Source organism: Pseudomonas lalkuanensis (genome assembly GCF_008807375.1).
GTDB lineage: Bacteria > Pseudomonadota > Gammaproteobacteria > Pseudomonadales > Pseudomonadaceae > Metapseudomonas > Metapseudomonas lalkuanensis.
The window spans coordinates 1,827,807-1,849,689 of record NZ_CP043311.1; the positions used below are offsets into that span (position 1 = coordinate 1,827,807).

At 65.3% G+C, this 21,883-nt stretch carries 24 protein-coding genes; 8 read left to right on the forward strand and 16 right to left on the reverse strand.

Annotated elements, in window-relative coordinates:
- Positions 1 to 999: a sulfate ABC transporter substrate-binding protein gene (locus FXN65_RS08630; protein ID WP_151132669.1), complete on the reverse strand. Its 999-nt coding sequence runs from the start codon at positions 997 to 999 to the stop codon at positions 1 to 3.
- Between the two features lie 149 nt (positions 1,000 to 1,148).
- Entirely contained in the window at positions 1,149 to 3,329 is a 2,181-nt protein-coding gene (locus FXN65_RS08635) for a patatin-like phospholipase family protein (protein ID WP_151132670.1), read from the reverse strand.
- Between the two features lie 71 nt (positions 3,330 to 3,400).
- On the opposite strand from FXN65_RS08635, the gene FXN65_RS08640 reads away from it, so the two are divergent.
- Together FXN65_RS08640 and rfaD are read left to right on the forward strand one after the other, a co-directional pair.
- Entirely contained in the window at positions 3,401 to 3,685 is a 285-nt protein-coding gene (locus tag FXN65_RS08640; RefSeq protein ID WP_151132671.1) for a SelT/SelW/SelH family protein, read from the forward strand.
- Positions 3,686 to 3,771: 86 nt separating this feature from the next.
- Positions 3,772 to 4,800 carry an ADP-glyceromanno-heptose 6-epimerase gene (rfaD, locus tag FXN65_RS08645; RefSeq protein ID WP_151132672.1) on the forward strand — a complete coding sequence of 343 codons (1,029 nt, stop codon included), beginning with the start codon at positions 3,772 to 3,774 and terminating at the stop codon, positions 4,798 to 4,800.
- A gap of 173 nt (positions 4,801 to 4,973) precedes the next feature.
- Here rfaD and FXN65_RS08650 read toward each other — a convergent pair whose 3' ends face one another.
- From FXN65_RS08650 to FXN65_RS08660, 3 genes are all read right to left on the reverse strand, one after another.
- The gene (locus FXN65_RS08650; protein WP_151132673.1) at positions 4,974 to 5,858 is read right to left on the reverse strand and encodes a DMT family transporter; all 885 of its coding nucleotides are present in this window, start codon (positions 5,856 to 5,858) and stop codon (positions 4,974 to 4,976) included.
- The gene (locus tag FXN65_RS08655) at positions 5,855 to 6,190 is read right to left on the reverse strand and encodes a tRNA-binding protein (RefSeq protein WP_151132674.1); all 336 of its coding nucleotides are present in this window, start codon (positions 6,188 to 6,190) and stop codon (positions 5,855 to 5,857) included. Before FXN65_RS08655 ends, FXN65_RS08650 begins: the two co-directional genes overlap by 4 nt.
- An 83-nt stretch (positions 6,191 to 6,273) precedes the next feature.
- Positions 6,274 to 7,026 (reverse strand): AraC family transcriptional regulator, encoded by a 753-nt coding sequence (locus tag FXN65_RS08660; protein ID WP_151132675.1) that lies wholly within the window; start codon positions 7,024 to 7,026, stop codon positions 6,274 to 6,276.
- 134 nt (positions 7,027 to 7,160) lie between these two features.
- Here FXN65_RS08660 and FXN65_RS08665 point away from each other — a divergent pair, with 134 nt between their 5' ends.
- Both FXN65_RS08665 and FXN65_RS08670 read left to right on the forward strand, forming a co-directional pair.
- Entirely contained in the window at positions 7,161 to 7,994 is an 834-nt protein-coding gene (locus FXN65_RS08665) for a UDP-2,3-diacylglucosamine diphosphatase (protein WP_151132676.1), read from the forward strand.
- On the forward strand, positions 7,991 to 9,022 hold the full coding sequence (locus FXN65_RS08670; protein ID WP_151132677.1) for a glycosyltransferase family 4 protein: 1,032 nt from the start codon (positions 7,991 to 7,993) through the stop codon (positions 9,020 to 9,022). Before FXN65_RS08665 ends, FXN65_RS08670 begins: the two co-directional genes overlap by 4 nt.
- A 32-nt stretch (positions 9,023 to 9,054) precedes the next feature.
- Here FXN65_RS08670 and FXN65_RS08675 read toward each other — a convergent pair whose 3' ends face one another.
- Together FXN65_RS08675 and FXN65_RS08680 are read right to left on the reverse strand one after the other, a co-directional pair.
- The gene (locus tag FXN65_RS08675; protein ID WP_151132678.1) at positions 9,055 to 10,428 is read right to left on the reverse strand and encodes an adenylate/guanylate cyclase domain-containing protein; all 1,374 of its coding nucleotides are present in this window, start codon (positions 10,426 to 10,428) and stop codon (positions 9,055 to 9,057) included.
- Positions 10,429 to 10,572: 144 nt separating this feature from the next.
- Positions 10,573 to 10,890 carry an Mpo1-like protein gene (locus FXN65_RS08680; RefSeq protein WP_151132679.1) on the reverse strand — a complete coding sequence of 106 codons (318 nt, stop codon included), beginning with the start codon at positions 10,888 to 10,890 and terminating at the stop codon, positions 10,573 to 10,575.
- 143 nt (positions 10,891 to 11,033) lie between these two features.
- Between FXN65_RS08680 and FXN65_RS08685 the strand changes: the two genes are divergently transcribed.
- Positions 11,034 to 12,044: an AraC family transcriptional regulator gene (locus FXN65_RS08685; protein ID WP_151132680.1), complete on the forward strand. Its 1,011-nt coding sequence runs from the start codon at positions 11,034 to 11,036 to the stop codon at positions 12,042 to 12,044.
- A gap of 84 nt (positions 12,045 to 12,128) precedes the next feature.
- On the opposite strand, the gene FXN65_RS08690 is transcribed toward FXN65_RS08685, so the two are convergent.
- Together FXN65_RS08690 and FXN65_RS08695 are read right to left on the reverse strand one after the other, a co-directional pair.
- Complete coding sequence (locus FXN65_RS08690) at positions 12,129 to 13,583, reverse strand: TrkH family potassium uptake protein (protein ID WP_151132681.1); 1,455 nt, start codon at positions 13,581 to 13,583, stop codon at positions 12,129 to 12,131.
- A 78-nt stretch (positions 13,584 to 13,661) separates the two neighbouring features.
- Positions 13,662 to 15,116 (reverse strand): TrkH family potassium uptake protein, encoded by a 1,455-nt coding sequence (locus FXN65_RS08695; protein WP_151132682.1) that lies wholly within the window; start codon positions 15,114 to 15,116, stop codon positions 13,662 to 13,664.
- A 196-nt stretch (positions 15,117 to 15,312) separates the two neighbouring features.
- Between FXN65_RS08695 and FXN65_RS08700 the strand changes: the two genes are divergently transcribed.
- Positions 15,313 to 15,870 (forward strand): nitroreductase family protein, encoded by a 558-nt coding sequence (locus tag FXN65_RS08700; RefSeq protein ID WP_151132683.1) that lies wholly within the window; start codon positions 15,313 to 15,315, stop codon positions 15,868 to 15,870.
- On the opposite strand, the gene FXN65_RS08705 is transcribed toward FXN65_RS08700, so the two are convergent.
- The 6 genes from FXN65_RS08705 to FXN65_RS08730 form a co-directional block, all read right to left on the reverse strand.
- Positions 15,871 to 17,196: a sensor histidine kinase gene (locus FXN65_RS08705; RefSeq protein ID WP_151132684.1), complete on the reverse strand. Its 1,326-nt coding sequence runs from the start codon at positions 17,194 to 17,196 to the stop codon at positions 15,871 to 15,873.
- A gap of 93 nt (positions 17,197 to 17,289) precedes the next feature.
- Positions 17,290 to 17,700, reverse strand: coding sequence for a Spy/CpxP family protein refolding chaperone (locus tag FXN65_RS08710; protein WP_151132685.1), 411 nt, complete (start codon positions 17,698 to 17,700; stop codon positions 17,290 to 17,292).
- 111 nt (positions 17,701 to 17,811) lie between these two features.
- A complete protein-coding gene (locus FXN65_RS08715; RefSeq protein WP_151132686.1) occupies positions 17,812 to 18,489 on the reverse strand; it encodes a response regulator transcription factor in 678 nt (225 codons plus the stop codon).
- An 8-nt stretch (positions 18,490 to 18,497) separates the two neighbouring features.
- A complete protein-coding gene (locus FXN65_RS08720) occupies positions 18,498 to 18,950 on the reverse strand; it encodes a hypothetical protein (RefSeq protein ID WP_151132687.1) in 453 nt (150 codons plus the stop codon).
- Positions 18,951 to 18,994: 44 nt separating this feature from the next.
- On the reverse strand, positions 18,995 to 19,294 hold the full coding sequence (locus tag FXN65_RS08725; protein ID WP_151132688.1) for a YciI family protein: 300 nt from the start codon (positions 19,292 to 19,294) through the stop codon (positions 18,995 to 18,997).
- Positions 19,295 to 19,302: 8 nt separating this feature from the next.
- Complete coding sequence (locus FXN65_RS08730) at positions 19,303 to 19,893, reverse strand: septation protein A (RefSeq protein WP_212632330.1); 591 nt, start codon at positions 19,891 to 19,893, stop codon at positions 19,303 to 19,305.
- A 66-nt stretch (positions 19,894 to 19,959) separates the two neighbouring features.
- Here FXN65_RS08730 and FXN65_RS08735 point away from each other — a divergent pair, with 66 nt between their 5' ends.
- Together FXN65_RS08735 and FXN65_RS08740 are read left to right on the forward strand one after the other, a co-directional pair.
- Positions 19,960 to 20,826 (forward strand): PHP domain-containing protein, encoded by an 867-nt coding sequence (locus FXN65_RS08735; protein ID WP_151132690.1) that lies wholly within the window; start codon positions 19,960 to 19,962, stop codon positions 20,824 to 20,826.
- A gap of 13 nt (positions 20,827 to 20,839) precedes the next feature.
- Positions 20,840 to 21,469, forward strand: a complete 630-nt coding sequence (locus FXN65_RS08740) for an L-threonylcarbamoyladenylate synthase (RefSeq protein ID WP_151132691.1) — start codon at positions 20,840 to 20,842, stop codon at positions 21,467 to 21,469.
- Between the two features lie 9 nt (positions 21,470 to 21,478).
- On the opposite strand, the gene FXN65_RS08745 is transcribed toward FXN65_RS08740, so the two are convergent.
- Entirely contained in the window at positions 21,479 to 21,835 is a 357-nt protein-coding gene (locus tag FXN65_RS08745; protein WP_151132692.1) for a PA2779 family protein, read from the reverse strand.
- Positions 21,836 to 21,883 lie beyond the last annotated feature (48 nt).

Sequence of the window (21,883 nt, forward strand, 5' to 3'; positions counted from 1 at the left end):
TTACTGCGCGGTGTAGACCTGGTCGAAGATGCCGCCGTCGTTGAAGTGGGTCTTCTGTACGTCGCGCCAGTTACCGAAGGTCTTCTCCACGGAAAGGAATTCTACCTTGGGGAAGCGGTCGGCGTATTTGGCGAGGATTTCCGGATTGCGCGGGCGCAGGTAGTTGTTGGCGGCGATGGTCTGGCCCTCGTCGCTCCACAGGTACTTGAGGTAGGCCTCGGCGGCGGCGCGGGTGCCTTTCTTGTCCACCACCTTGTCGACCACGGCCACCGGAGGCTCGGCCTCGGCGGAAACGCTGGGGTAGACCACTTCGAAACCGCCGCGACCGAATTCGCGGGCGATCATTTCGGCCTCATTCTCGAAGGTCACCAGGACGTCGCCGATCTGGTTCTGGATGAAGGTGGTGGTAGCGGCACGGCCACCGGTATCCAGCACCGGCGCCTGCTTGAACAGCTTGCCGACGAATTCCCTGGCCTTGTTCTCGTCACCGCCGTTCTTCAGGACGTAGCCCCAAGCGGAGAGATAGGTGTAGCGGCCGTTGCCGGAAGTCTTGGGGTTCGGGACCACTACCTGAACGCCATCCTTGAGCAGGTCCGGCCAGTCCTTCAGACCCTTGGGGTTGCCCTTGCGCACGATGAATACGGTGGCGGAGGTGAAGGGGGCACTGTTGTTCGGCAGGCGGGTTGCCCAGTCCTGTGGCACCAGGCCGCCGTTGTCGGCCAGGGCGTTGATGTCGGTGGCCTGGTTCATGGTGATGACATCGGCGGGCAGGCCGTCGATCACCGCGCGGGCCTGCTTGCTGGAACCGCCGTGGGACATCTGCAGGGTGATGTTCTCGCCTTTTTCCGCTTTCCAGTGCTTCTGGAAGGCAGCGTTGTAGTCCTTGTAGAAGTCGCGCATCACGTCGTAGGAGACGTTGAGCAGCGTGGGCGCGGCGTGGGCGGCGCTGGCCAGGGCGAGGCCGGCGGCAAGGAGGGAGGCGGAGAACAGTCGTTTCACAGGGCGTTCCTTCTGGGCAGTTTGGGCGTCCGACTATAGCGGAACGGCATATGTCCTTTTAATACTGAAAATTCATTTGGTTATTTCCGTTTTGCACGACCTGCTCTGGTAGGTCGTGGCTGCGCTCCGCACCATCCTGCGGAAGTCCATCAGAAGACGCGGCCCAGGTTGAGGTAGAGCGCGCGCTCCGCCTCGTCGTTCAGGCCGTAGCTGAAGTCCAGTGGCCCCAGGGGGGTATCGAAGCTGATGAAGACGCTGGCGGCGTTGATGTAGCCGCTGTCGAAGCTGTCGTCGTTGTTCCAGGCGCGGCCACGTTCCAGGCTGCCGCCGAGGTACACCGGGAAGTCCAGCGGCAGGAACGAACGGCGGGTCAGGCGGCGGTAATAGACCGCCCTTGCCAGGCTGATGTTCTGGCCGCTGATGGAATCCTGGCGGAAGCCCGAAAGCTGGCGCGCGCCGCCCAGCAGGAAACTCGAGGTGACCACTTCGGCATCGTCGATGGTGCGCCCATAGCGGCCGCCGAGGACGAAGGTGTCCGGCCCCGAGCTCAAGGCCTTGTCCAGGCTCAGCTGCCACTGCCGGTAACGGTCGTCCGAGCCGAGGCCCGGATCGTACTGGCGCAGGCTGAGGCCGATGTCCTCGCCCGCATGGGGGTAATCGACGTTGTCCAGGGTGTCGAAGGAGTACTTCAGCTCGTAGTAGCCCTCGGAGAAGTCGAAGCTGGGCAGGTCGCGTTCGCCCACCCGCACGTCGGCCGACCCCCAGGCCTGGCCGACGCCGAAGCGGATTTCGCCGTTGTTGGCGATCTGCCGGCCGAGGTTGAGGCCGTAGCCGTAGCGTTCCAGGCGGTATTCGGCGATTGGGTCGTTGTCGAGGATGGCCTCGATGTTCTGCGCTTCGCCGAACAGGTAGGGAGCGACGAAGTAGCGTGAGCCGGCATCCAGCGGCTGGTAGAACTCGCTGTAGAGCTCCTGGTGATCGCCCAGCTGCAGGCGCGTCAGCCATTCGGCGCCCAGTTCGTTGATGCCGTTCTTGCGGTAGCTGGCGCCCAGGTTGAAGGCGCTATCGCCGCGCATGTCGTCGGAAAGGTTCAGCCCCAGGCGCAGGTAGTCGGTGCCGGCGCGCTTGCCTCGGGCATTGATCACCAGGGCGTTGCCATCCTTGCGGCGGACCACGCGGTAATGCACCTGCTCGAAGTAGTCCAGGCCGTAGAGCGTGCTCATGTCGCTCTGCAGGCGCTCCAGGTCCAGCGGTGCGCCCAGGGGCTGGCGGATGTAGCGGCGGATGACGGCGTCGCTGACCTTCGAGTCGTTCTCGATGAGGATGCCGCGGATCACCGGCGTGCGTTCGCTGGGCAGGCGCGCGCTGTCCAGGGCCAGGTCACGGCTGCTGGACAACGGGCGCAGTTCGGCCAGGCGAGGAGCGAGAATCTGCGCGGCGCGATAACCGGCGTCGATCATCTCGCGGGAGCGGCCGAAGTCGGTGGCGCCGTAGCCGGCCAGCGGCGGCTGGATCAGCAGGTCGGTGGGCTTGAGGGTGGCCAGCTGGGCCTCGGAATTGGTGCGGGTCATCAGGGTGACCGACTGGTTGAGCACATCCACCACGGTGGCCAGTTCCTTGCGCGAGCGTAGCGGCGTGCCGATGTCGACCACGATCACCCGATCGACGCCCATCTCTCGCGCCACGTCCACCGGGATGTTGTCCACCATGCCGCCGTCCACCAGCAGGCGGCCATTCACTTCCACCGGCGCGAACACGGCGGGAATCGACATGCTGGCGCGGATCGCCTGGGGCAGGTGGCCCTTGCGGAACACCACCTTTTCGCCGGTGGCGATGTCGGTGGCCACTGCGCGGAAGGGAATGGCCAGCTTGTCGAAGTCGCGGGTGTCGCTGGTGTGTACCAGCAGGCTTTCCAGCAGCAGGGCGAGGTTCTGCCCCTGGATCACGCCCAGCGGCAGGCCCAGGCTGCCGTCGTCGCGGAAGCTCAGGCGCTGCTTGACCAGGAAATCACGGTCGTCCTGTTTGCGGCGGAAGGGGACCTCCTGCCGTGGCGGGTTGTCGGAGAGTGCCTGCTGCCAGTCCAGGTGGATGGCGATCTTTTCCAGCTCTTCCACCTTGTAACCCGCCGCGTAGAGCCCGCCGATCACCGCGCCCATGCTGGTGCCGGCGATGGCGTCGACCTTGATGCCCTGTTCCTCCAGCGCCTTGAGCACCCCGATATGGGCCAGGCCGCGCGCGGCACCGCCGGACAGCACCAGGCCGATGCGGGGTTCGGGTTGCGCGAAACAGAGGAGGGGAAGGAACAGCAGGCAAAGCAGAAGGCGGCGCATAACGCATCCCTGGTCAGGCGAAGATCCGAAGCCGGCTATTATAGGGCGCCCAACCTGTCGCCGAGCCCAACATGTCAGCCAGCAAGCCCGAAATCGTCATCACCTATTGCACCCAGTGCCAGTGGCTGCTGCGCGCCGCCTGGCTGGCCCAGGAGCTGCTCAGCACCTTCAGCGACGACCTCGGCAAGGTGAGCCTGGAGCCGGGCACCGGCGGGGTGTTCCGCATCACCTGCGAGGGCGTGCAGATCTGGGAACGCAAGGCCGATGGCGGTTTTCCCGAGGCCAAGGTCCTCAAGCAGCGGGTTCGTGACCAGATCGACCCGGCGCGGGACCTGGGCCACAACGATCGCTCCTGATCCGTCGTCTTTTGCTACAGATCAACAGGTGAGCAGGGGCCGAGGCATAGCTTGACGGGGTTTCCACCTTCTGGAGGAAGTCCGTCATGAGCATCATTGTCACTGGTGCCGCCGGCTTCATCGGCAGCAACCTGGTCCAGGCCCTCAACGCCCGCGGCGAGACCGATATCATCGCCGTGGACGATCTGACCGAAGGCGACAAATTCCGCAACCTCGCCGACGCCGAAATCGCCGATTACCTGGACAAGCGCGACCTGCTCCCGCAACTGCGCGCAGGCCGCCTCGGCCGGCCGCGCGCGGTGTTTCACCAGGGGGCCTGCTCCAGCACCATGGAGGGCGACGGGCGCTTCATGATGGACAATAACTACCGCTACAGCTGCGAGCTGCTGGACGCCTGCCTGACCCAGGGCGTGCCCTTCATCTATGCGTCATCGGCGGCGGTCTATGGCGGCAACCGGGTGTTTCGCGAGGAGCGCGAGGCGGAACGGCCGCTGAATGTCTACGGCTACTCCAAGTTCCTTTTCGACCAGCGCGTACGCCGCCTGCTGCCCGGCGCGCGCAGCCAGGTGGTGGGACTGCGCTACTTCAACGTCTACGGCCCGCGTGAGAGCCACAAGGCGCGGATGGCCTCGGTGGCGTTCCATTGCTTCCGGCAGTACCGCGCCGACGGCAAGGTCAGCCTGTTCGGTGGCTATGACGGCTACGCCGGTGGTGAACATCTGCGGGATTTCGTCTCGGTGGAGGACGTGGCGCGGGTCAACCTGCATTTCCTCGACCAGCCGCAGCGCTCCGGCATCTTCAACCTCGGCACGGGCCGCGCCCAGCCGTTTAATGACGTGGCGTGGAGCATGGTCAACGCCCTGCGCGCCCACGACGGCCTGCCGCCGTTGAGCCTTGTGGCCATGCGCGAGGAGGGCTTGCTGGAATACAGCGACTTCCCCGATGCCCTGCGTGGCAAGTACCAGTGCTTCACCCAGGCCGACATCAGCCTCCTGCGCCAGGCCGGTTACCGTCAGCCGCTGCTGGATGTGCAGCAGGGGGTGGAGCGCTACTGCCACTGGTTGCTGGAGCAGGAGGCGGGTGGTTGGCTGCCTGAGATGGGCCAGGCGGCCTGAGCGTGTTTCGCGGAACGGGGCAGGGAGCGCGAGTCCGATGAAGGCAGGCAGAGGGCGCTGCTCGTTTGTCCCGTTTCGCGATCCCGAGGCAGACCTTGCAGGAGCGAGCTTGTTCGTGAACCTCCTGCGCCAGCCCTTTCTGCCGTTTCGTGAATGAATTCGCTCCCACTGAGTCATGGCGTCGCAGGGGCTGCCTTGGCTTCGGCCGGCGCACCCTTGCGCGCCGACAGGGCGATGGCGAAGATGATCAGCGCGCCGCCCGCCAGCATGCGCAGGCCGGGTTGCTCGTCGAACAGCCACCAGGCGAAGGCGATGCCATAGACCGGCTCCAGGGCGAAGATCACCGCCGTGGTGCGTGCCTTCAGCACCTTCAGGCTGGCCACGAACAGGCTATGGGCCAGGCCCGTGCAGAACACCCCGAGCAGGGCGATCCAGAACCAGTCCATGGGTTTCACCTCGTGCAGCAGCGGCCAACTGAACGGCGCCAGGCAGAGCACGATGGTGAGGTTCTGGCAGAGCGCGGCCTTCACCGGGTCCAGGCCCTTCACACTGACGCGGTTGAGCAGTGAGAGCAGGGAGAACAGAAGGCCCGAAAGGATGGCCGACAGCAGACCCTGGGTGGCCTCGCTGCCCCAGTCGAAGCTGGGCGTTACCAGCACCAGGCCGAAGCTGACCAGACCGACGATCAGGATTTCCTGGGCGCGGATGCGTTCGCGGAACAGCAGGCCCTCCAGCAGCAGGGTGAAGGCCGGGAAGCTGGCGAAGCCGAGAGTGGCGATGGCGACGCCAGCCACCTGCACGGCGTGGAAGAAGGTGATCCAGTGAGCCCCTAGCAGCAGGCCGCCGAGCGCCAGCATGGTCAGTTGGCGCAGGTTGGGATTCCGGCTCTTGCTCCGGGTGATGAGCTGGGCGAAGAGCGCAAGCGCAATCACAGCGAACAGCCCGCGACCGAAGGTGATGATCATCGGCGCGGTATTGGCGAGCTTGCCGAAGATGCCCGAGAGCCCGAACAGCAGGGCACCCAGGTGGATCGCCAGCAGCGCGTTGCGCTCCTTCATGCCAGGCGAGCCCCGTTGGGCAGCGGCTTGTCGAAGCCGGCCAGTACCACCTTGTCCTCGTCGTCATGGACTCCGGTGACCAGCACTTCCGAGCGGATGCCGGCGATGCGCTTGGGGGCGAAGTTGCACACGCACAGCACCTGGCGGCCCACCAGGTCTCCGGCCTGGTAGTGGGCGGTGATCTGCGCGCTGGAGGTTTTCACCCCGAGTTCGCCCAGGTCCACTTCCAGCACATAGGCCGGTTTGATCGCCTTGGCGTTGGGGGCGGCGGAAAGGATGGTGCCGACGCGCAGTTCGACGCGCTCGAAGTCGCCCCATTCGATGGTGGACATAAGGTTCTCCCTGATAACGACCGCCACCAGTCTAGTGAGGACGAACTGCCTTGTCTGTCGCCAGGCTCGCGGGCTTTGTCGCGTTACTCGCGGCCATTGCGCAGGGCGCGCGGGGTGATCCCGAACTCTCGGGAAAGGGCGGCAGTGAAGGCGCTCTGGGAGCTGTAGCCGACCCTGGCGGCGATCTCTCCCACGGCCAGTCGGCTTTCCAGCAGCAACTGGCGGCCGAGCCGCAGGCGCCGGGCGCGCACGTAGTCCATGGGGGTCTGCCCGGTTTCGGCCAGGAAGCGGGCGTGAAAGCGCGCCACCGAAAGACCGCTGAGGCGTGCCAGGTCGGCCACTTGCAGGGGGCGGGCGGCGTGTTGGTCGATATGGGCGTCCAGTGCCGCAAGGGGCAGGGCGCCGTTGTCTTCTACCTGGGTGCCGGGGACGGCCAGGCTGGCCAGCAGCAGTCCGGCGGATTGCCCGGAAATCACCTCATCGGCCAGGGGACTGGCGGCGATCCAACTGACCAGCTGGCTCTGCGCCGGGTTCAGGTTCAGCGCACCGGGGCGTTCCAACAGGCGCCGGCCAGCGTCGAAATGCCGGCCAAGGGTGAGTCGCAGCCAGTCGTCGTCGGGCACGTCCACGACCAGGCAAAGACTCCCACCGGGGCTGCCGCAGGCGTGCTGCGCTTCAGGCGGCACCACCGCCAGGGTCTGCCGCTGCACCCGCGCGCCACGGCCGTCCACTTCGAAATCCAGGCTGCCACTCAGGCCGAACACCAACTGGGCGTGGCTGTGGCTGTGGACCAGCAGGTCATGGTTGTACTGGCGCAGGGACAGGATCGAATGCATGGCGCTCACCTCGGGGCAGGCGGCCATTCTACTCCCGGCGGCACGCCGTGCGCTGTCACAGGCCTGCAACCTCACGTTCATTCTCGATTCACCCCAAGGGCTCACCATCGGATAAACCCCGCCGGAGGTCGCCCATGAGCAGCGTCGAACGCCTGGAACCCGTCACCAAGACCAAGCCCCGCAAGCAGCATGTGCGCACCCTGTGGATTTCCGACGTCCACCTGGGCACCCGCGACTGCCAGGCCGAGCACCTGGCGCGGTTCCTCAAGCAGTACCATGCCGACCGCATCTACCTGGTGGGCGACATCATCGATGGCTGGAAGCTTCGCGGCGGTATCTACTGGCCCCAGGCGCACACCAACGTGATCCGCCGCCTGCTGACCATGAGCAAGCGCGGCACCGAGGTGATCTACGTCACCGGTAACCACGATGAATTCCTGCGCCGCTACTCGGCGCTGATGCTGGGCAATATCCAGCTGGTGGACGAGGCGATCCACGAAACCGCCGATGGCCGCCGCATGCTGGTGATCCACGGCGACCAGTTCGACGTGATCACCCGCTACCACAAGTGGCTGGCCTTCCTCGGCGACTCCGCCTACGAGTTCACCCTGACCCTCAATCGCTGGCTCAACCACTGGCGCGAGCGCTGGGGCTACGGCTACTGGTCGCTGTCGGCTTACCTCAAGCACAAGGTGAAGAGCGCGGTGAACTTCATCAGCGACTTCGAGGAAGCCATCGCCCACGAATGCGTCAAGCGCGGCCTCGATGGCGTGGTCTGCGGCCACATCCACCACGCGGAGATCCGCAAGGTCGGCGGCGTGGAATACCTCAATTGCGGCGACTGGGTGGAATCCTGCACGGCCCTGATCGAGCACTGGGATGGCAGCATCGAGCTCTATCGCCTGGCCGATGCCCAGGCGCGCGAGATGGAAGCCCGGGCCGTGGAGCTGGTCGAGCCGGCGGCATGAGGATACTGATCGTCAGCGATGCCTGGTCGCCCCAGGTAAATGGCGTGGTCACCAGCCTGCAGGCGCTGATGGCCGAACTCGAGGCCCTGGGTCACCAGGTGCTGCTGTTGTCGCCCCAGGGCTTCCGCTGCCGGCCTTGCCCGAGCTACCCGGAGATACCGCTGGCCTGGGACCTCTGGCGGATCGGTCCGATGATCGAGTCGTTCCAGCCGGACTGCGTCCACCTTGCGACCGAAGGTCCGCTCGGTTGGGCCGCGCGTCGCTGGTTGGTGAAGCGTGGGCTGGCCTTTTCAAGCGCCATCCACACCCGCTTCCCCGAATACATCCATGGCCGCTGGCCCTGGGTGCCCCTGTCCTGGGGTTATGCCTTCCTGCGCCTGTTCCACCGTCCCAGCCAGGCGGTGCTGGTGACCACCGAGCGCATGCGCGAGACCTTCGCCAGCCACGGACTGGTCTGGCTCAACCTGTGGCGCAAGGGGGTGGACACGGCGCTATTCCGCCCGCTGGCGCTGACCAGGCCCGAGCGGCCGGTGTTCCTCTGTGTCGGCCGCCTGGCCACGGAGAAGAACCTGGAGGCCTTCCTCGACCTGGATCTGCCGGGGGAAAAGTGGCTGGTGGGTGATGGTCCGCTTCGTGCGGAGCTGGAGGTGCGCTATCCCGCTGCGCAGTTCTTCGGCTATCGCCAGGGCGAGGAGCTGGCACGCTTCTACGCCCAGGCCAGCGTGCTGGTGTTCCCTTCGCTGACCGATACCTATGGCCTGGTGATGCTCGAGGCGCTGGCCTGTGGTACGCCGGTGGCGGCCTTCCCTGTGGCCGGTCCGCTGGATGTGCTGGAACCGGGCGTCACCGGTTGCCTGGACGATGACCTGCAACGTGCCTGCCTGGCCGCGCTGGAACTGGACCGTGAGCGTTGCGCGGAGTGGGCGGGGCGGTTGTCCTGGCGGGCTTCGGCGCTGGAGTTCCTGGCGCACCAGCCGTTGCTGGATGGGGAGCCTTGTGTGGCGCTCAATCCAATCGCCGAGCTTTGACTCGACGGGCCTGCAAGAGTGTCCCGTCCCCGTCAGGGAATGATCTTGTCCCGCAGCTTCTCGGCGGCCTGTTGCAGGGCCTGGATGACCTTGGTCTTGTCGTAGTTCTGGATGCTGTTGGTATCCAGGTACATCGAGAAGCCTGGCAGCTCGTGTTCGACGTAGCTGGAGGCGGCGCCCAGGTCGCGGCGGAAGTCCACCACCTGGTAGATCTGCACCGGGCGGGTGAAGCCCTTGACGTTTATCTGGCCCTTGTCGCGGCACATGATCACATCCTTCACCAGCGAATAGGTCTCGTGGGAGATGAGGATTTCGCCGGCGTCCGAAGCGCTTTCCAGGCGGCTGGCCAGGTTCACTTCGCGGCCGATGATGGTGTAGTCCATGCGCGTGTCCGCGCCGAAGTTGCCCACAGTGCAGTAGCCGGTGTTGATGCCCATGCGGATTTCCAGGGGCTTGGTGATGCCCTGGGCGCGCCATTGCTGGCGCAGCACCTTCATGTGCTTGCGCATGGCCACCGCCATGGAGACGGCGGCTACCGCGTCCTTCTTGGCGCCCTGGGTGGCGGGGTCGCCGAAGAACACCATCACGCTGTCGCCGACGAACTTGTCGATGGTGCCGCCGTATTTCAGGGCGATCTTCGACATGTCGTTGAGGTAGTTGTTGAGCAGGTCGGTCAGGGCTTCGGCTTCCAGTTCCTCGGACAGCTCGGTAAAGCCCTTGATGTCGGAGAAGAACACGCTGAGCTTCTTGCGCTGGGTTTCCAGGCGCACGCTCTTTTTGCCGCTGAAGATCATTTCCCAGACCTGGGGCGACAGATATTTGGCGAGGTTGCGGGCCAGTCGGGCGGCCTTTTCCTGCTCGCGCTTGATCTCGCTGCGGGCCTGGGCCAGGCGCAGGCCCTGCTGGTGCACGAAGAAGGCGGTAATGCAGATGTAGAGGGTGGTGAAGAGCACGCTGACGACGGTCACCAGCGCCGGCGTGCCCGCCTTGAATGCGGGCTGCAGGGCCAGGCCGACGACGGCCATGCTGATCAGCGCACCGCCCAGCACCAGGGTCATCTGGCGCAGGCCACCGAGGATCATGGCGCTGAAGCACAGGGTCAGCACCACCATCAGCGTGGGGACCACCGAGAATCCCAGCAGGACGACGGAGGCGCCGGCATGGAAGGTGTCCACGCCGAGGAGGATGCGGTCGGTACGCTGCCCGGGGAAGCGCAGGCTCAGGTGGTGGGCCAGGTGCGGGTAGAGCAGGGCGTAGGGGACCATCCAGAGGATGTCGAAGCCAAAATGCTGGACGTAGGTGCCGGCGGCGATGCTGGCGGCGACGGCCATGTAGGCCAGCACGCGGGAGTAGTACTCACGCAGCACGGGCGTCGCGGTGGAGGGGTCGAGCAAGGTGGGCTTCATGGCTTGGGTCTGTCCCTGGTGCTTTCTTGACGCCGGGTTGCGGCGTTGGGGGAACGCTGCAAGTCCTGGGCCATGGCTTCGGCTGGCGCGGGATCATAACCAAGCGAGGGACCGGCGGCCAAGCTGGCACCAGTCCCTTCGTTCTCAGAAGCGGATGCGACCGGTCAGCGCATCCTTGAGCATCACCCAGTCGCCCATGAAGCTGTAGAACGGATACTTGAAGGTGGCGGGCTTGTTCTTCTCGAAGGCGAAATGCCCGACCCAGGCAAAGCCGTAGCCGGCGAAAGGTATGGCCAGCAGCCAGAGCCACTGCTGGGTCGCCAGGGCGTAACCGAGGATGCCAAGCACCAGCAGACTGCCCACGTAGTGGAGGCGGCGGCAGGTGTCGTTGCTGTGCTCCTGCAGGTAGTAGGGGTAGAACTCGGCGAAGCTTTGGAAGCGTTGGACGGACTCGGCGGGCATGGTGGCTGCTCCAGGTTCTTGTTGTCTGGAGCAGTGTAGGACGGGTGTCTCCTGAGGCCAGTGACAATGGGCGCCACTTTAGTATCCTTGCCGGCACGTCGCCCTGCTGGCGGCGGCCTCGAACTTCAGAACAAGAAGGCGCCATGAGCGAACGCACGACTTCTTCGAGCTGGGCCCTGGGAATCGTCCAGGCACTGGAAATGGGTGGAGTGGACTGCCGCAACCTGTTTCCCGAACTTGGCCTCGACTATCAGGCACTGAGCGATCCCGATGCCCGCTTCCCCCAGGACGGCATGACCCGGCTGTGGCTGCGAGCGGTCGAGCTGTCCGGCAATCCGGCCATCGGCCTGAACATGGCCAAGGTGGTGCGCCCGGCATCTTTCCACGTGGTGGGGTATGCGCTGATGTCCAGCCGAACCCTCAAGGAAGGCTTCGCGCGGCTGGTGCGCTACCAGCGGATCATCGCCGAAGGGGCCGACCTCAGTTTCTGCGCCACAGCTGAAGGCTATGAGTTGCGCCTGTCCATCCACGGCGACCGCCTGCCCCCTGCCCGGCAGAGCGTGGAGGCCTCCATGGCCTATTGCCTGGCGTTCTGCCGCTGGATGACGGGGCGACCGATCAACCCGCTGGAGATTCGTTTCCAGGGGGCGGCGCCGGCAAATCTCGAGCCTTATCGCCAGGTGTTCCAGGCACCGTTGCGCTTCAATGCCGAGCACTGCGCGCTGCTGTTCAGCCGTGCCGACATGGACACGGCGCTGCCCACCGCCAACGAATCCCTGGCCCAGTTGCACGATCGCTTCGCTGGCGATTACCTGGCGCGCTTTTCCGGCACGCGTGTCACCCACCAGGTGCGGCAGGTGCTCTGCCGCCTGCTACCCCAGGGCGAGCCCAAGCGTGAAGTGGTGGCGAGCCTGATGCATCTGTCGCAGCGCACCTTGCAGCGCCGCTTGCAGGAGGAGGGAGTCAGCTTCCAGCAACTGCTGGACGACACCCGCCGCGAACTGGCCGAGCAGTACCTGGCGCAACCCAACCTGACCTTGCTGGAGACTGCCTATCTGCTGGGGTTCGCCGATCCGAGCAACTTCTTCCGCGCCTTCCGCCGCTGGTTCGACAGCACCCCCGGCGAGTACCGCGCGCGGCTGGAAGAGGTCTGATTCGCTCCCGTTGTGGGAGCGAATTCATTCGCGATTGAAATCGCTCCCACAGTTGGGCGTCCCGCACAGCGCGCCTTGCGGCCCTTAGTGCCGCCAGAAATACGGCGTCATCAGCACCAGCACGGTAAGGATTTCCAGGCGGCCCATCAGCATGCCGAGGGTCAGCAGCCACTTGGCGCCGTCGGGCAGGCTGGAGAAGTTGCCGGCCGGGCCGATGATCTCGCCCAGGCCGGGACCGACACCCGAAACCGTCGCCGCGGCGCCGGTGAGCGCGGTGATCCAGTCCAGCCCCATCAGCGACAGGCCTAGCGCGATGGCGCAGATGATGATGGTGAAGAAGAACGAGAAGGTCAGGATCGAGCGAACGATGTCTTCGTCCAGGCGATGGCCGTTGTAGACCTGCTTGATCACGGCGCGTGGATGTACCAGTTGGGTCAGGTTTGCCTTCAACAGGATGTAGGCGACCTGGAAGCGGAAGATCTTGATGCCGCCGGCGGTCGAGCCGGAGCAGCCACCGATGAAGCCCAGGTAGAAGAACAGCATCAGCGAGAAGTTGCCCCAGAGGCTGTAGTCGCCCAGGGCGAAACCGGTGGTGGTCAGCACCGAGGTGGTGTTCACCGCCACGTGGCGAAGCGCGTCCAGCCAGTGCAGTTTGGTCGTCATCCAGTACCAGGTGCCGAGCACCAGCCAGATGACCACCAGCAGCGCGAGGAAACCTTGCACCTGCTCATCCTTGAACAGCGCCATGCGATGGCCGCGCAGCACCGATACGTAGAGCATGAACGGCAGGCTGCCGAGGATCATCACCACCACGGCCACCCAGTGCACCGCCGGCAGGTCCCACTTGGCCAGGGACTGGTCGGAGGTGGAGAAACCGCCGGTGGCGATCGCCGACATGGCGTGGTTGACGGCATCGAACAGCCCCATGCCCGCCGCCCAGAAGGCCAGGCTGCCGAGCAGGGTGAATCCCACATAGATGGCGACGATGTACTTGGCCACCATGTGCGAGCGCGGCATGACCTTTTCCGAGCGATCGGATGATTCGGTCTGGAACAGGCGCATGCCACCGATGCGCAGCAGCGGCAGGATCGCTACCGCCATGCCGATGAAGCCGATGCCACCCAGCCAGTGCAGCAGCGAGCGCCAGATGAGGATGCCCGGCGACATGCCGTCCAGGCCGCTCAGTACCGTGGCGCCGGTGGCGGTGATGCCGGACATGCTCTCGAACCAGGCATCGGTGTAGCTGATGTGCTGGGTGAACAGGAAGGGCAGGGCCGCGAACACGCAAACGATGATCCAGCTCGACACCGTCAGCAGGTACATGTCGCGAGGACGCAAGTGGACGTGCTCAGGGCGCCCGGGAATGACCAGGGCCAGCCCTGCGATGAAGGTGATCAGGCTCGACCAGACGAAGGAGTTGATGTCGCCTGGGCGGTCGTAGACCACCAGTGTCAGCACGGGAATGGCCATGCTGACCGCCAAGGTGATCAGGAAGATACCGTTGAGGAAGCCGATGATGCGAAGTGTCGGCAGGGCCATGGGGTCCGTTTCAGGCAGGGGGGCGAAAGGCGCAATTCTAACCCTGCGCCGCGTCCTGTAAACCAGGGCATGGTGGCTTCAGTGCCGCCAGAACTTCGGTGTGAACAGCACCAGCACCGTGAGGATCTCCAGGCGGCCGAGCAGCATACCGATGGTCAGTAGCCATTTGGCTGAATCCGGCAGGGTGGAGAAGTTGCCCGCCGGGCCTATGATGGGGCCCAGCCCTGGCCCCACGTTGCATACCGCTGTGGCGGCACCAGTGAGGGCGGTAACCCAGTCCAGGCCCAGCAGGCAGAGGCCAAGGGCGATCACGGCGATGGTGGTGGTGAAGAAGAACGAGAAGGTAATCAGCGAGCGGACGATGTCGTCGTCGAGGTTGTGGCTGTTGTACTGCTGTTTGATCACCGCGCGCGGGTGCACCAGCTGCTGCAGGTTGGCCATCAGCAGTTGCCAGGCCACCTGGAAACGGAAGATTTTCAACCCGCCGGCGGTGGAGCCGGAGCAGCCGCCGACGAAGGTCAGGTAGAAAAACAGCATCACCGCGAAGCTGCCCCAGAGGGTGTAATCGCCCAGAGCGAAGCCCGTTGTGGTGACGACGGAGGTAATGTTCACCGCGACGATGCGCACCGCGTCGAGCCAGGTATTGTCGGAGTTGAACCAGAGCCAGGTCCCGACGGCCATCCACGAGACGACCAGGAAACCGATGAAGCCATGCACCTGATGGTCGCGCAGCAGCGCCTTGCGGTTGCCGCGCAGGGTGGCGACGAAGAGGGTGAAGGGCAGGCTGCCGAGGATCATCACTACCACGGCGACCCAGTGCACCGCCGGTTGTTTCCAGTTTGCCAGGGACGAATCCGAGGTGGAGAAGCCACCGGTGGAAATCGAGGCCATGGAGTGGTTGATCGCGTCGAACGGGGTCATCCCGGCCAGCCAGAAGGCCAGGGCGCCCAGCAGGGTTAGTGCGATGTAAACCAGCACAATGAACTTGGCCACCATGTGCGAGCGTGGCATGACCTTATCGCCCCAGTCGGACGACTCGGTCTGGAACAGACGCATGCCGCCGACCCGCAGCAGTGGCAGGATCGCCACCGCCATGCCGATGAAGCCGATACCACCAAGCCAGTGCAGCATGGAGCGCCAGATCAACAGGCCTGGTGAGGCGTGATCCAGGCCGGTGAGCACCGTGGAACCGGTCGTGGTGATGCCGGACATGGTCTCGAAGAAGGAGTCGGTGTAGCTGATGTGCTGGATCAGCACCATGGGCAGCGCCGCGAAGCAGCAGACGATGACCCAGCTCGCCGTGGTCAGCATGTACATGTCGCGCGGGCGCAGTTGCGTGTGCTCAGGGCGTCCGGGACCAACCAGCGCCAGGCCGACGACGAAAGTGATCAGGCTCGACCAGAGGAAGGCGAAGATATCGTCGGTGCGCTCGAAGAGCAGCAGGGTGAGCATGGGGATGACCATGCTGACCGCCAGCGTGATGAGAAACAGGCCGATGATGAAGCCGAGAATGCGTAGTGTCGGCAGGGACATGGAGCTCTCTGGACGGTGTTCGGACCCGGCATTCTATCCGGCCTTTGAAACCCCTGAAACGCCCTGATGGAGGGGGCTTCATAGAAGTCAGCGCTGAAGAGAAATGTTGCCCTTGAGCCGGTCTGATTGTGGCACTTACGAGACTGAGTTGCGTTATCGGCTAGAATGCCGGCTCCCTGATTTCTGGAGGTGGCCGATGGAGGCTCTCGACGCTCTGCTCAATCGCGTATCCCTGGCTCGCTTGCAGGAGCCGGCGCCGGACGCCGCCCAGCGCGAAGTGCTGTTCCGAGCCGCCCTGCGCGCGCCGGACCACGGCTACCTGCGCCCCTGGCGTTTCCTCAGCATCGAGGGTGCGGCGCGCGAGAAGCTTGGCGAGCTGTTCGTTTCCGCCGTGCTGGCCAAGGACCCGCAAGCCCCGGAAGCCGCGACGACCAAGGCACGCAATATGCCGATGCGGGCGCCGCTGATGGTGGTGGTGATCGCCAGGCTGCAGGCCGGCCACAAGGTTCCGGAGGTGGAGCAACTGCTCTCGGCCGGCTGTGCTGCCCACAGCATCCTGCTGGCCGCCCATGCTCAGGGCCTGGGCGCCATCTGGCGTACCGGCGACATGGCTTACGACCGCACCGTCGCTGCAGGCCTCGGCCTTGCGGAGAACGAGCGGGTGGTCGGATTCCTCTACCTGGGCAGTGTCGAAGGTGAGCGCCGCACCGCGCCGGAGCTGGCTCCAGCGGACTTCGTCCAGACCTGGGGCTGATCAGGCTTTCAGTGCGGCAGGCAATTCGAGGGTGGCGATGAAGCCGCCCCCGGGATGATTGTCCAGCCGCAGGTTTCCCCCGAGGCGTTCCACCGCCCGGCGGGCGATGGCCAGCCCCAGGCCATGGCCGGCGCCCGTCTGGTTCGGCGCACGGAAGAAGGGTTCCCCCAACTGCGCCAGATGTTCGGCGGCGACGCCCGGGCCGTGGTCGCGGACGCTGATCGCCAGGCCGGCGTCCTGCTCCGTCACCGTCACCTCCACCGGCTGTCCCTGCGGGTTGAAGCGCAAGGCGTTGCGCAGCAGGTTGTCCAGTGCCCGTTCCAGCATGTCCGGCCAGCCTTCGAGCTGCGGCTCGCCGCTGCAGTCGATGCGTACGTCCTGTTCCGGCGCCAGCAGCCGGGCGTCTTCCTTCAGTTTCGCCAACAGCGGCCGCACGGCAATGGTCTGGCGCGCGCCCGGTTCTGCGTCCAGTCGGGCCAGGGCGAGGATTTCGGCGATCAGCGCTTCCAGGCGGTCGCATTCCTGGCCCAGGCGTGGCCAGAGGGCTTCCCGCTGGTGCGGTTCGGCTCGCTCCGCCAGGGCCAGGGCGATGCGCAGGCGCGCCAGGGGCGAGCGCAGTTCGTGGGACACGTCACGCAGCAACTGGCGCTGGCTGCCGATCAGTCCCTGCAGCCGCTGGCCCATGCGGTTGAAGTCACCGGCCAGGACGCCCAGTTCATCCCGGCGCCGCGCCAGGCGGGCGAGGCTGTCTTGCTGGTAGGCGGTCTGGCCGAGGTCGTGGACGGCGCGACGCAGGCGATCCAGTGGCCGTGTGATGGAAAGGGTCAGCGCGAGGCTGAACAGGGTCAGCACCACCAGGGCGATGCCCAGCGCACTCATGGGCCAGAGCAGACTGCCACGATGCCAGGCATCCAGCTCAGGGTAGGGGATGCGGTAGATGAGCAGATAGGACTCGCCGCTGGTCGGGCTGGTGAATTCCTCGGTCAGGCGACGCCAGGGCAGGCGGCGTGGGTTCTTATGGCGGGCTTCGAAGGCCGCGGCACGGGGTGGGAACGTACCTTCGACCACGGGTTGGCCGGTGTCATTGAGGATCTGTATGTCGATGCGTGCGCGATGGCGGAAATGCTCCAGGTAGCGCTGGGTGTCCTTCGGCCCCTGTTCTTCATAGCGTTGCACCAGGCGTTCGGCCAAACCCTGGAGGGTTGGGTGATGGCTGAGGATCCAGGCATCCTGGTTCAGGGCACGACCCAGCAGGATGGACAGGCCGGCCACCAGGGCCAGGGCCAGCCACAGGGTCGCCAGAATTCGCCAGAAGAGTGAACGCACGGAGTAGCTCCTGAACGGCAAAACCCACCAGGCCGGGAGGGGATGACCTGGTGGGTGTCGGGATGGATGCCAGCGGCCGCGGCCGCCCGGCGATTATTGGGCCTTCTTGTCCTTCTCGGCTTTCCAGGCTTCGAACTCGGCGCGTTCGGCGCGGCGTTCTTCCATCTTCTTCTGGATGTCGTCGAAGGCTTTCTGCTGCTCGGGCTTCAGCTTGGCGCGGATGGCGTCGCGGTTCCTGGTTTCGGCGGCCTTGAGTTCGTCCTGCATGGCTTTCTTCTCGGCGGCCGGCAGTTTGTCCAGGTAACGCTCGGTGATGTCGTGGCGGGCCTTCATCTGGTCGCGCATCAGTCTGCCGATCTCGTGGCGCTGTTCCTCGGTCAGGTTCAGCTCCCTGAACATGTGGCCACCGAAACCGCGCTCGTGGCGCGGGCCGCCTTCCGGCATGGCCATGGCCATGGCCGGCAGGGTAGCGGCGAGCAGCAGGGCGGTGAGGGTCTTGCGCATGGTGGTTCTCCTAGTCTCGATTCCGGCCGGTTGCCGGATGTGCCCAGTCTAGGGATGGCAAGGTCAAGGGCGGTCAGGGCTGGGTAAAGCCTCGGTAAAGACGGTGCCGGCCTACGCGCTGTAGTAATAGCCGCGGCTGCGCAGGGCCAGGATGCGCGGGCGACCGTCGGCATGGGGGCCGAGCTTCTTGCGCAGGTTGCTGACGTGCATGTCCAGGCTGCGGTCGTAGAGGGTCAGTTTGCGGCCCAGGGCCAACTGCGCCAGTTGCTGCTTGTCCAGCGGTTCGCCGGGCTGGCGCAGCAGGGCTTCGAGCAGGCGGCCTTCGGACAGGGTCAGGCTGATTTCGTGGCTGCCGACGGTGACGATGCCGCGCACCGGGCTGTAGCAGAGGTCACCCAGCTCCAACTGGCTGGAAGGCTGTGGCGGCTGGCTGCGGCGCAGCACGGCGCGCAGCCGCGCAGTGAGCTCGCGGGGATCGCAGGGCTTGGCCAGGTAGTCGTCGGCACCCAGTTCCAGGCCGAGGATGCGGTCCAGGGGTTCGCCACGGGCGGAAAGCATGAGCACCGGCAGCTCGGGATGGTCGCTGCGCAGTTGCTTGAGCAGCTCCAGGCCACTGCCGTCGGGCAGCATCACGTCGAGCACCACTGCCGACGGGGCGTGCTCGGCCAGGGCGGCGCGCGCCGAATGGCCGTCATGGCAGGCGCGGACGTGGAAGCCTTCCTGGCTGAGCCAGCTGATCAGGAGCTCGCAGAGTTCCTGGTCGTCGTCGATAAGCAGCAGTTCACTCATGGTGCGGGTCAGTTGATCCATTGACGGCGCTGGCGTCGCCCACCACGGGCGATCAGGCCGGTAAACAGGGAGAGCAGGGCGACGCCGCCGCCCACCGCGAACCAGGTCTGCTGTTCGCTCAGCAGGCGCGGAGCCTGGGAAGCCTGAGCTTCCTTGAGCTGCAACTTGAGGCGCTGGTTTTCCTGGCGCAGGCGAGCGAGCTGGGCATTCTCACGCTCGCCGCTGGCGGCTTCCAGCCGGTTGTTCAGCTCGCTGCGCTGGCGCTCGCTGTCTTCGAGCTGGCGCTTGAGCTGGTCGAGTTGGGCGACCAGGGCGTCGCTGGCCGGCGCCGGCGCGGCGGGTGCATCCTCAAGCGCCGGAGCGATTTCCGCCGTCGGCGCCGTAGGTTGGGGTTCTTCAGCCTGGGCCAGGCTGCAGAGCAGCGCGGCGGTTAACAGCAGGGGCAATCGACCGACGTGCATGGGAACTCCTTTTTCCTGGCGTGGGACGGCTGGAGAGTAGTGCCTTAGGGGAGGACCTGCTTGAACGGCTTGACCACCACGTCGGCGTAGACGCCGGCGGCGCGGTAGGGGTCGGCGTCGGCCCAGGCCCTGGCCGCCTCCAGGGATTCGAACTCGGCGACGATCAGGCTGCCGGTAAAGCCGGCGCTGCCCGGATCATTGCTGTCCACTGCCGGGTGTGGGCCGGCCAGCACGATGCGGCCTTCGGCTTTCAACTGCTCCAGGCGGGCGAGGTGCGCGGGGCGGGCGGCGAGGCGGTTTTCCAGGGAACCGGCAACGTCGGTGGCGATGATGGCGTAGAGCATGGCAATCCTTACTGTTGGGGCTTTTCGGTTTCGCCGTCGTGGATATGGCGGGCCAGGTAGACGCCCTGACCGACCAGGAAGAGCACGGTCATGCCGAGGCTGCCGAAGACTTTGAAGTCCACCCAGAACTCGTGGAAGGTGAAGGCCACGAACAGGTTGGCGAAGCCGCAGACGAGGAAAAACACGATCCAGGCCAGGTTCAGGCGTACCCAGACGGCCGGCGGCAGGCTCAGGGCGTGGCCCATCATGCGCTGGATCAGGGGCTTGTCGCCGATGAAGTGGCTGCCGGCGAAGGCCAGGGCAAAGAGCCAGTTCACCACCGGCGCTTTCCATTTGAGGAAGGTTTCGCTGTGGAACGCCAGGGTCATGCCGCCGAATACTAGGCAGGCCACGAGGGTCAGCCACTGGCCTTTTTCAAGGCGGCGCTGGAGCAGGAAGATGGCGCCGTAGACGATCGCCGAGCTGATGATCAGAACCGCTGTGGCGCTGAAAATACCGCCTAGCATATAGGTATGCCCGGCCAGCTCGACGGCGCGTGGTTCCAATTTGTAGACGATAAAGAAAAGGATAAGCGGGATGAAGTCGATGAATTGTTTCACGGCGGCAGCCAGAAGCGGGATGTGGCGGCATAATAACAAACCATTCCCCTAGCGAAAGCAGACCCCATGCAGATCGACCTGCATTGCCACAGTACGGCCTCAGACGGTGCCCTGGCCCCCGCGGCCCTGGTCGCCCGTGCCCATGAGCGCGGCGTGCGCGTGCTCGCGCTGACCGACCACGACACCGTGGAAGGCCTCGACGAAGCCCGTGCAGCGGCCGAAGCGCTGGACATGCAGCTGATCAACGGCATCGAGCTGTCCTGCACCTGGGGTGGCGCCACCATCCATGTGCTGGGTTACGCCTTTGCCACTGACGCACCGGCCCTGGTCGAGGCCATCGGCAGCCTGCATCAAGGGCGCTGGTCGCGTGCCGAGGAAATCGCCCGGCGCCTGGCCGCCAAGGGCATGCCGGGCGCTCTGGAAGGCGCGAGGGCAGTGCAGAAGGAGCTGGGGGACAGCGGCAACGCGCCGGCGCGCCCGCACTTCGCCGAGTTCCTCGTTCGCGCGGGTTATGTCAGCGATCGCGCCGACGCTTTCCGCAAATGGCTGGGCGCTGGAAAGCTGGGGGACGTGAAGCAGCATTGGCCGACCCTGGCCGAAGCCGTGGATACCCTGCGTGCCGCGGGCGCCTGGATCAGCCTGGCGCACCCCTGGCAGTACAACTTCACCGGGGCCAAGCGGCGCCGGTTGGTGGCAGATTTCATTCAGGCTGGCGGTCACGCACTGGAAGTGGTGAACGGCCTGCAGCCTGCGGACCAGGTGGGAAGCCTGGCTGTGCTGGCGCGAGAATTCGGCATGCTGGTCAGTGCCGGTAGTGACTTCCATGCACCCTGCGATTGGTCGGATCTGGGTATGTACCGACCCTTGCCGGATGACCTGCCGCCGATCTGGGGGCGCTTCCGCCATGCACACAGCCCTACTGCTGCCCTCTGAACAGGGAGACGTCGTGAGTCAATTTTTCCAGATTCATCCGGAGAATCCACAGCCGCGCCTGATCAAGCAGGCCGTGGAGATCGTCAAGGCGGGCGGGGTGATCGTCTATCCCACCGACTCGTCCTACGCCCTGGGTTGCCTGATTGGCGACAAGGGCGCGGTCGAACGCATTCGCCGACTGCGCCGGCTGGATGAGAAGCACAACTTCACCCTGGTGTGCCGGGATCTGTCGGAGATCGGTGTGTTCGCCAAGGTGGATACCGCCGCGTTTCGCCTGATCAAGGCGCATACGCCCGGCCCCTACACCTTCATTCTCAGCGCCACGCGCGAAGTCCCGCGCATGCTGATGCACCCGAAGCGGCGAACCATCGGCATGCGGGTGCCGGACCACCCCATCGCCCTGGCGCTGTTGGAGCAGTTGGGCGCGCCCCTGATGAGCACCAGCCTGATCCTTCCGGGCGAAGACCTGCCCATGAGCGACCCGTACGAGATGCGGCAAATCCTCGAGCATCAGGTGGACCTGATCATCGATGGCGGCCATGGGGGGATGGCGGCTTCCACCGTGATCAACCTCTCCGAAGGCAAGCCCGAAGTGCTGCGTGTGGGCTGCGGCGACCCGCAGCCCTTCCTGGACGAGGACTGAGGGCGCCGCCTAAAGCAGGATCGCCACCAGGATGATCACCAGCAGGATGATGATGAAGTCGGTGCTGCTGATGTTCCCGCCCGCGGGCGCTACATTCATCTTCTGCGCCAGCTGGGCGGCTTCCTCGTTGGTCAGTGCCTGTACCCTGGCGCGGGCCGTGGCGATATCCACGCCCATCGCGCGCATCTGGTCCTGAACCTCGGATTTGCTCAGAAAGGCATCGATTCGGGCTCGATCTCCGGATTGCTGCTGGGCGGAGACCGCTTCGTCGGTGCCAATCATTCCCGCCTGTGCCGTTGTCGCCGGCACCAGGGTGAGGAAGAGGAACATGAGGACGGCACTGAACATCAGGGTGACGAGTTTCATTTGAACCTCCTTGAGCGCTTTGCTCCAAACCTGACCAGGGGTGCTGCG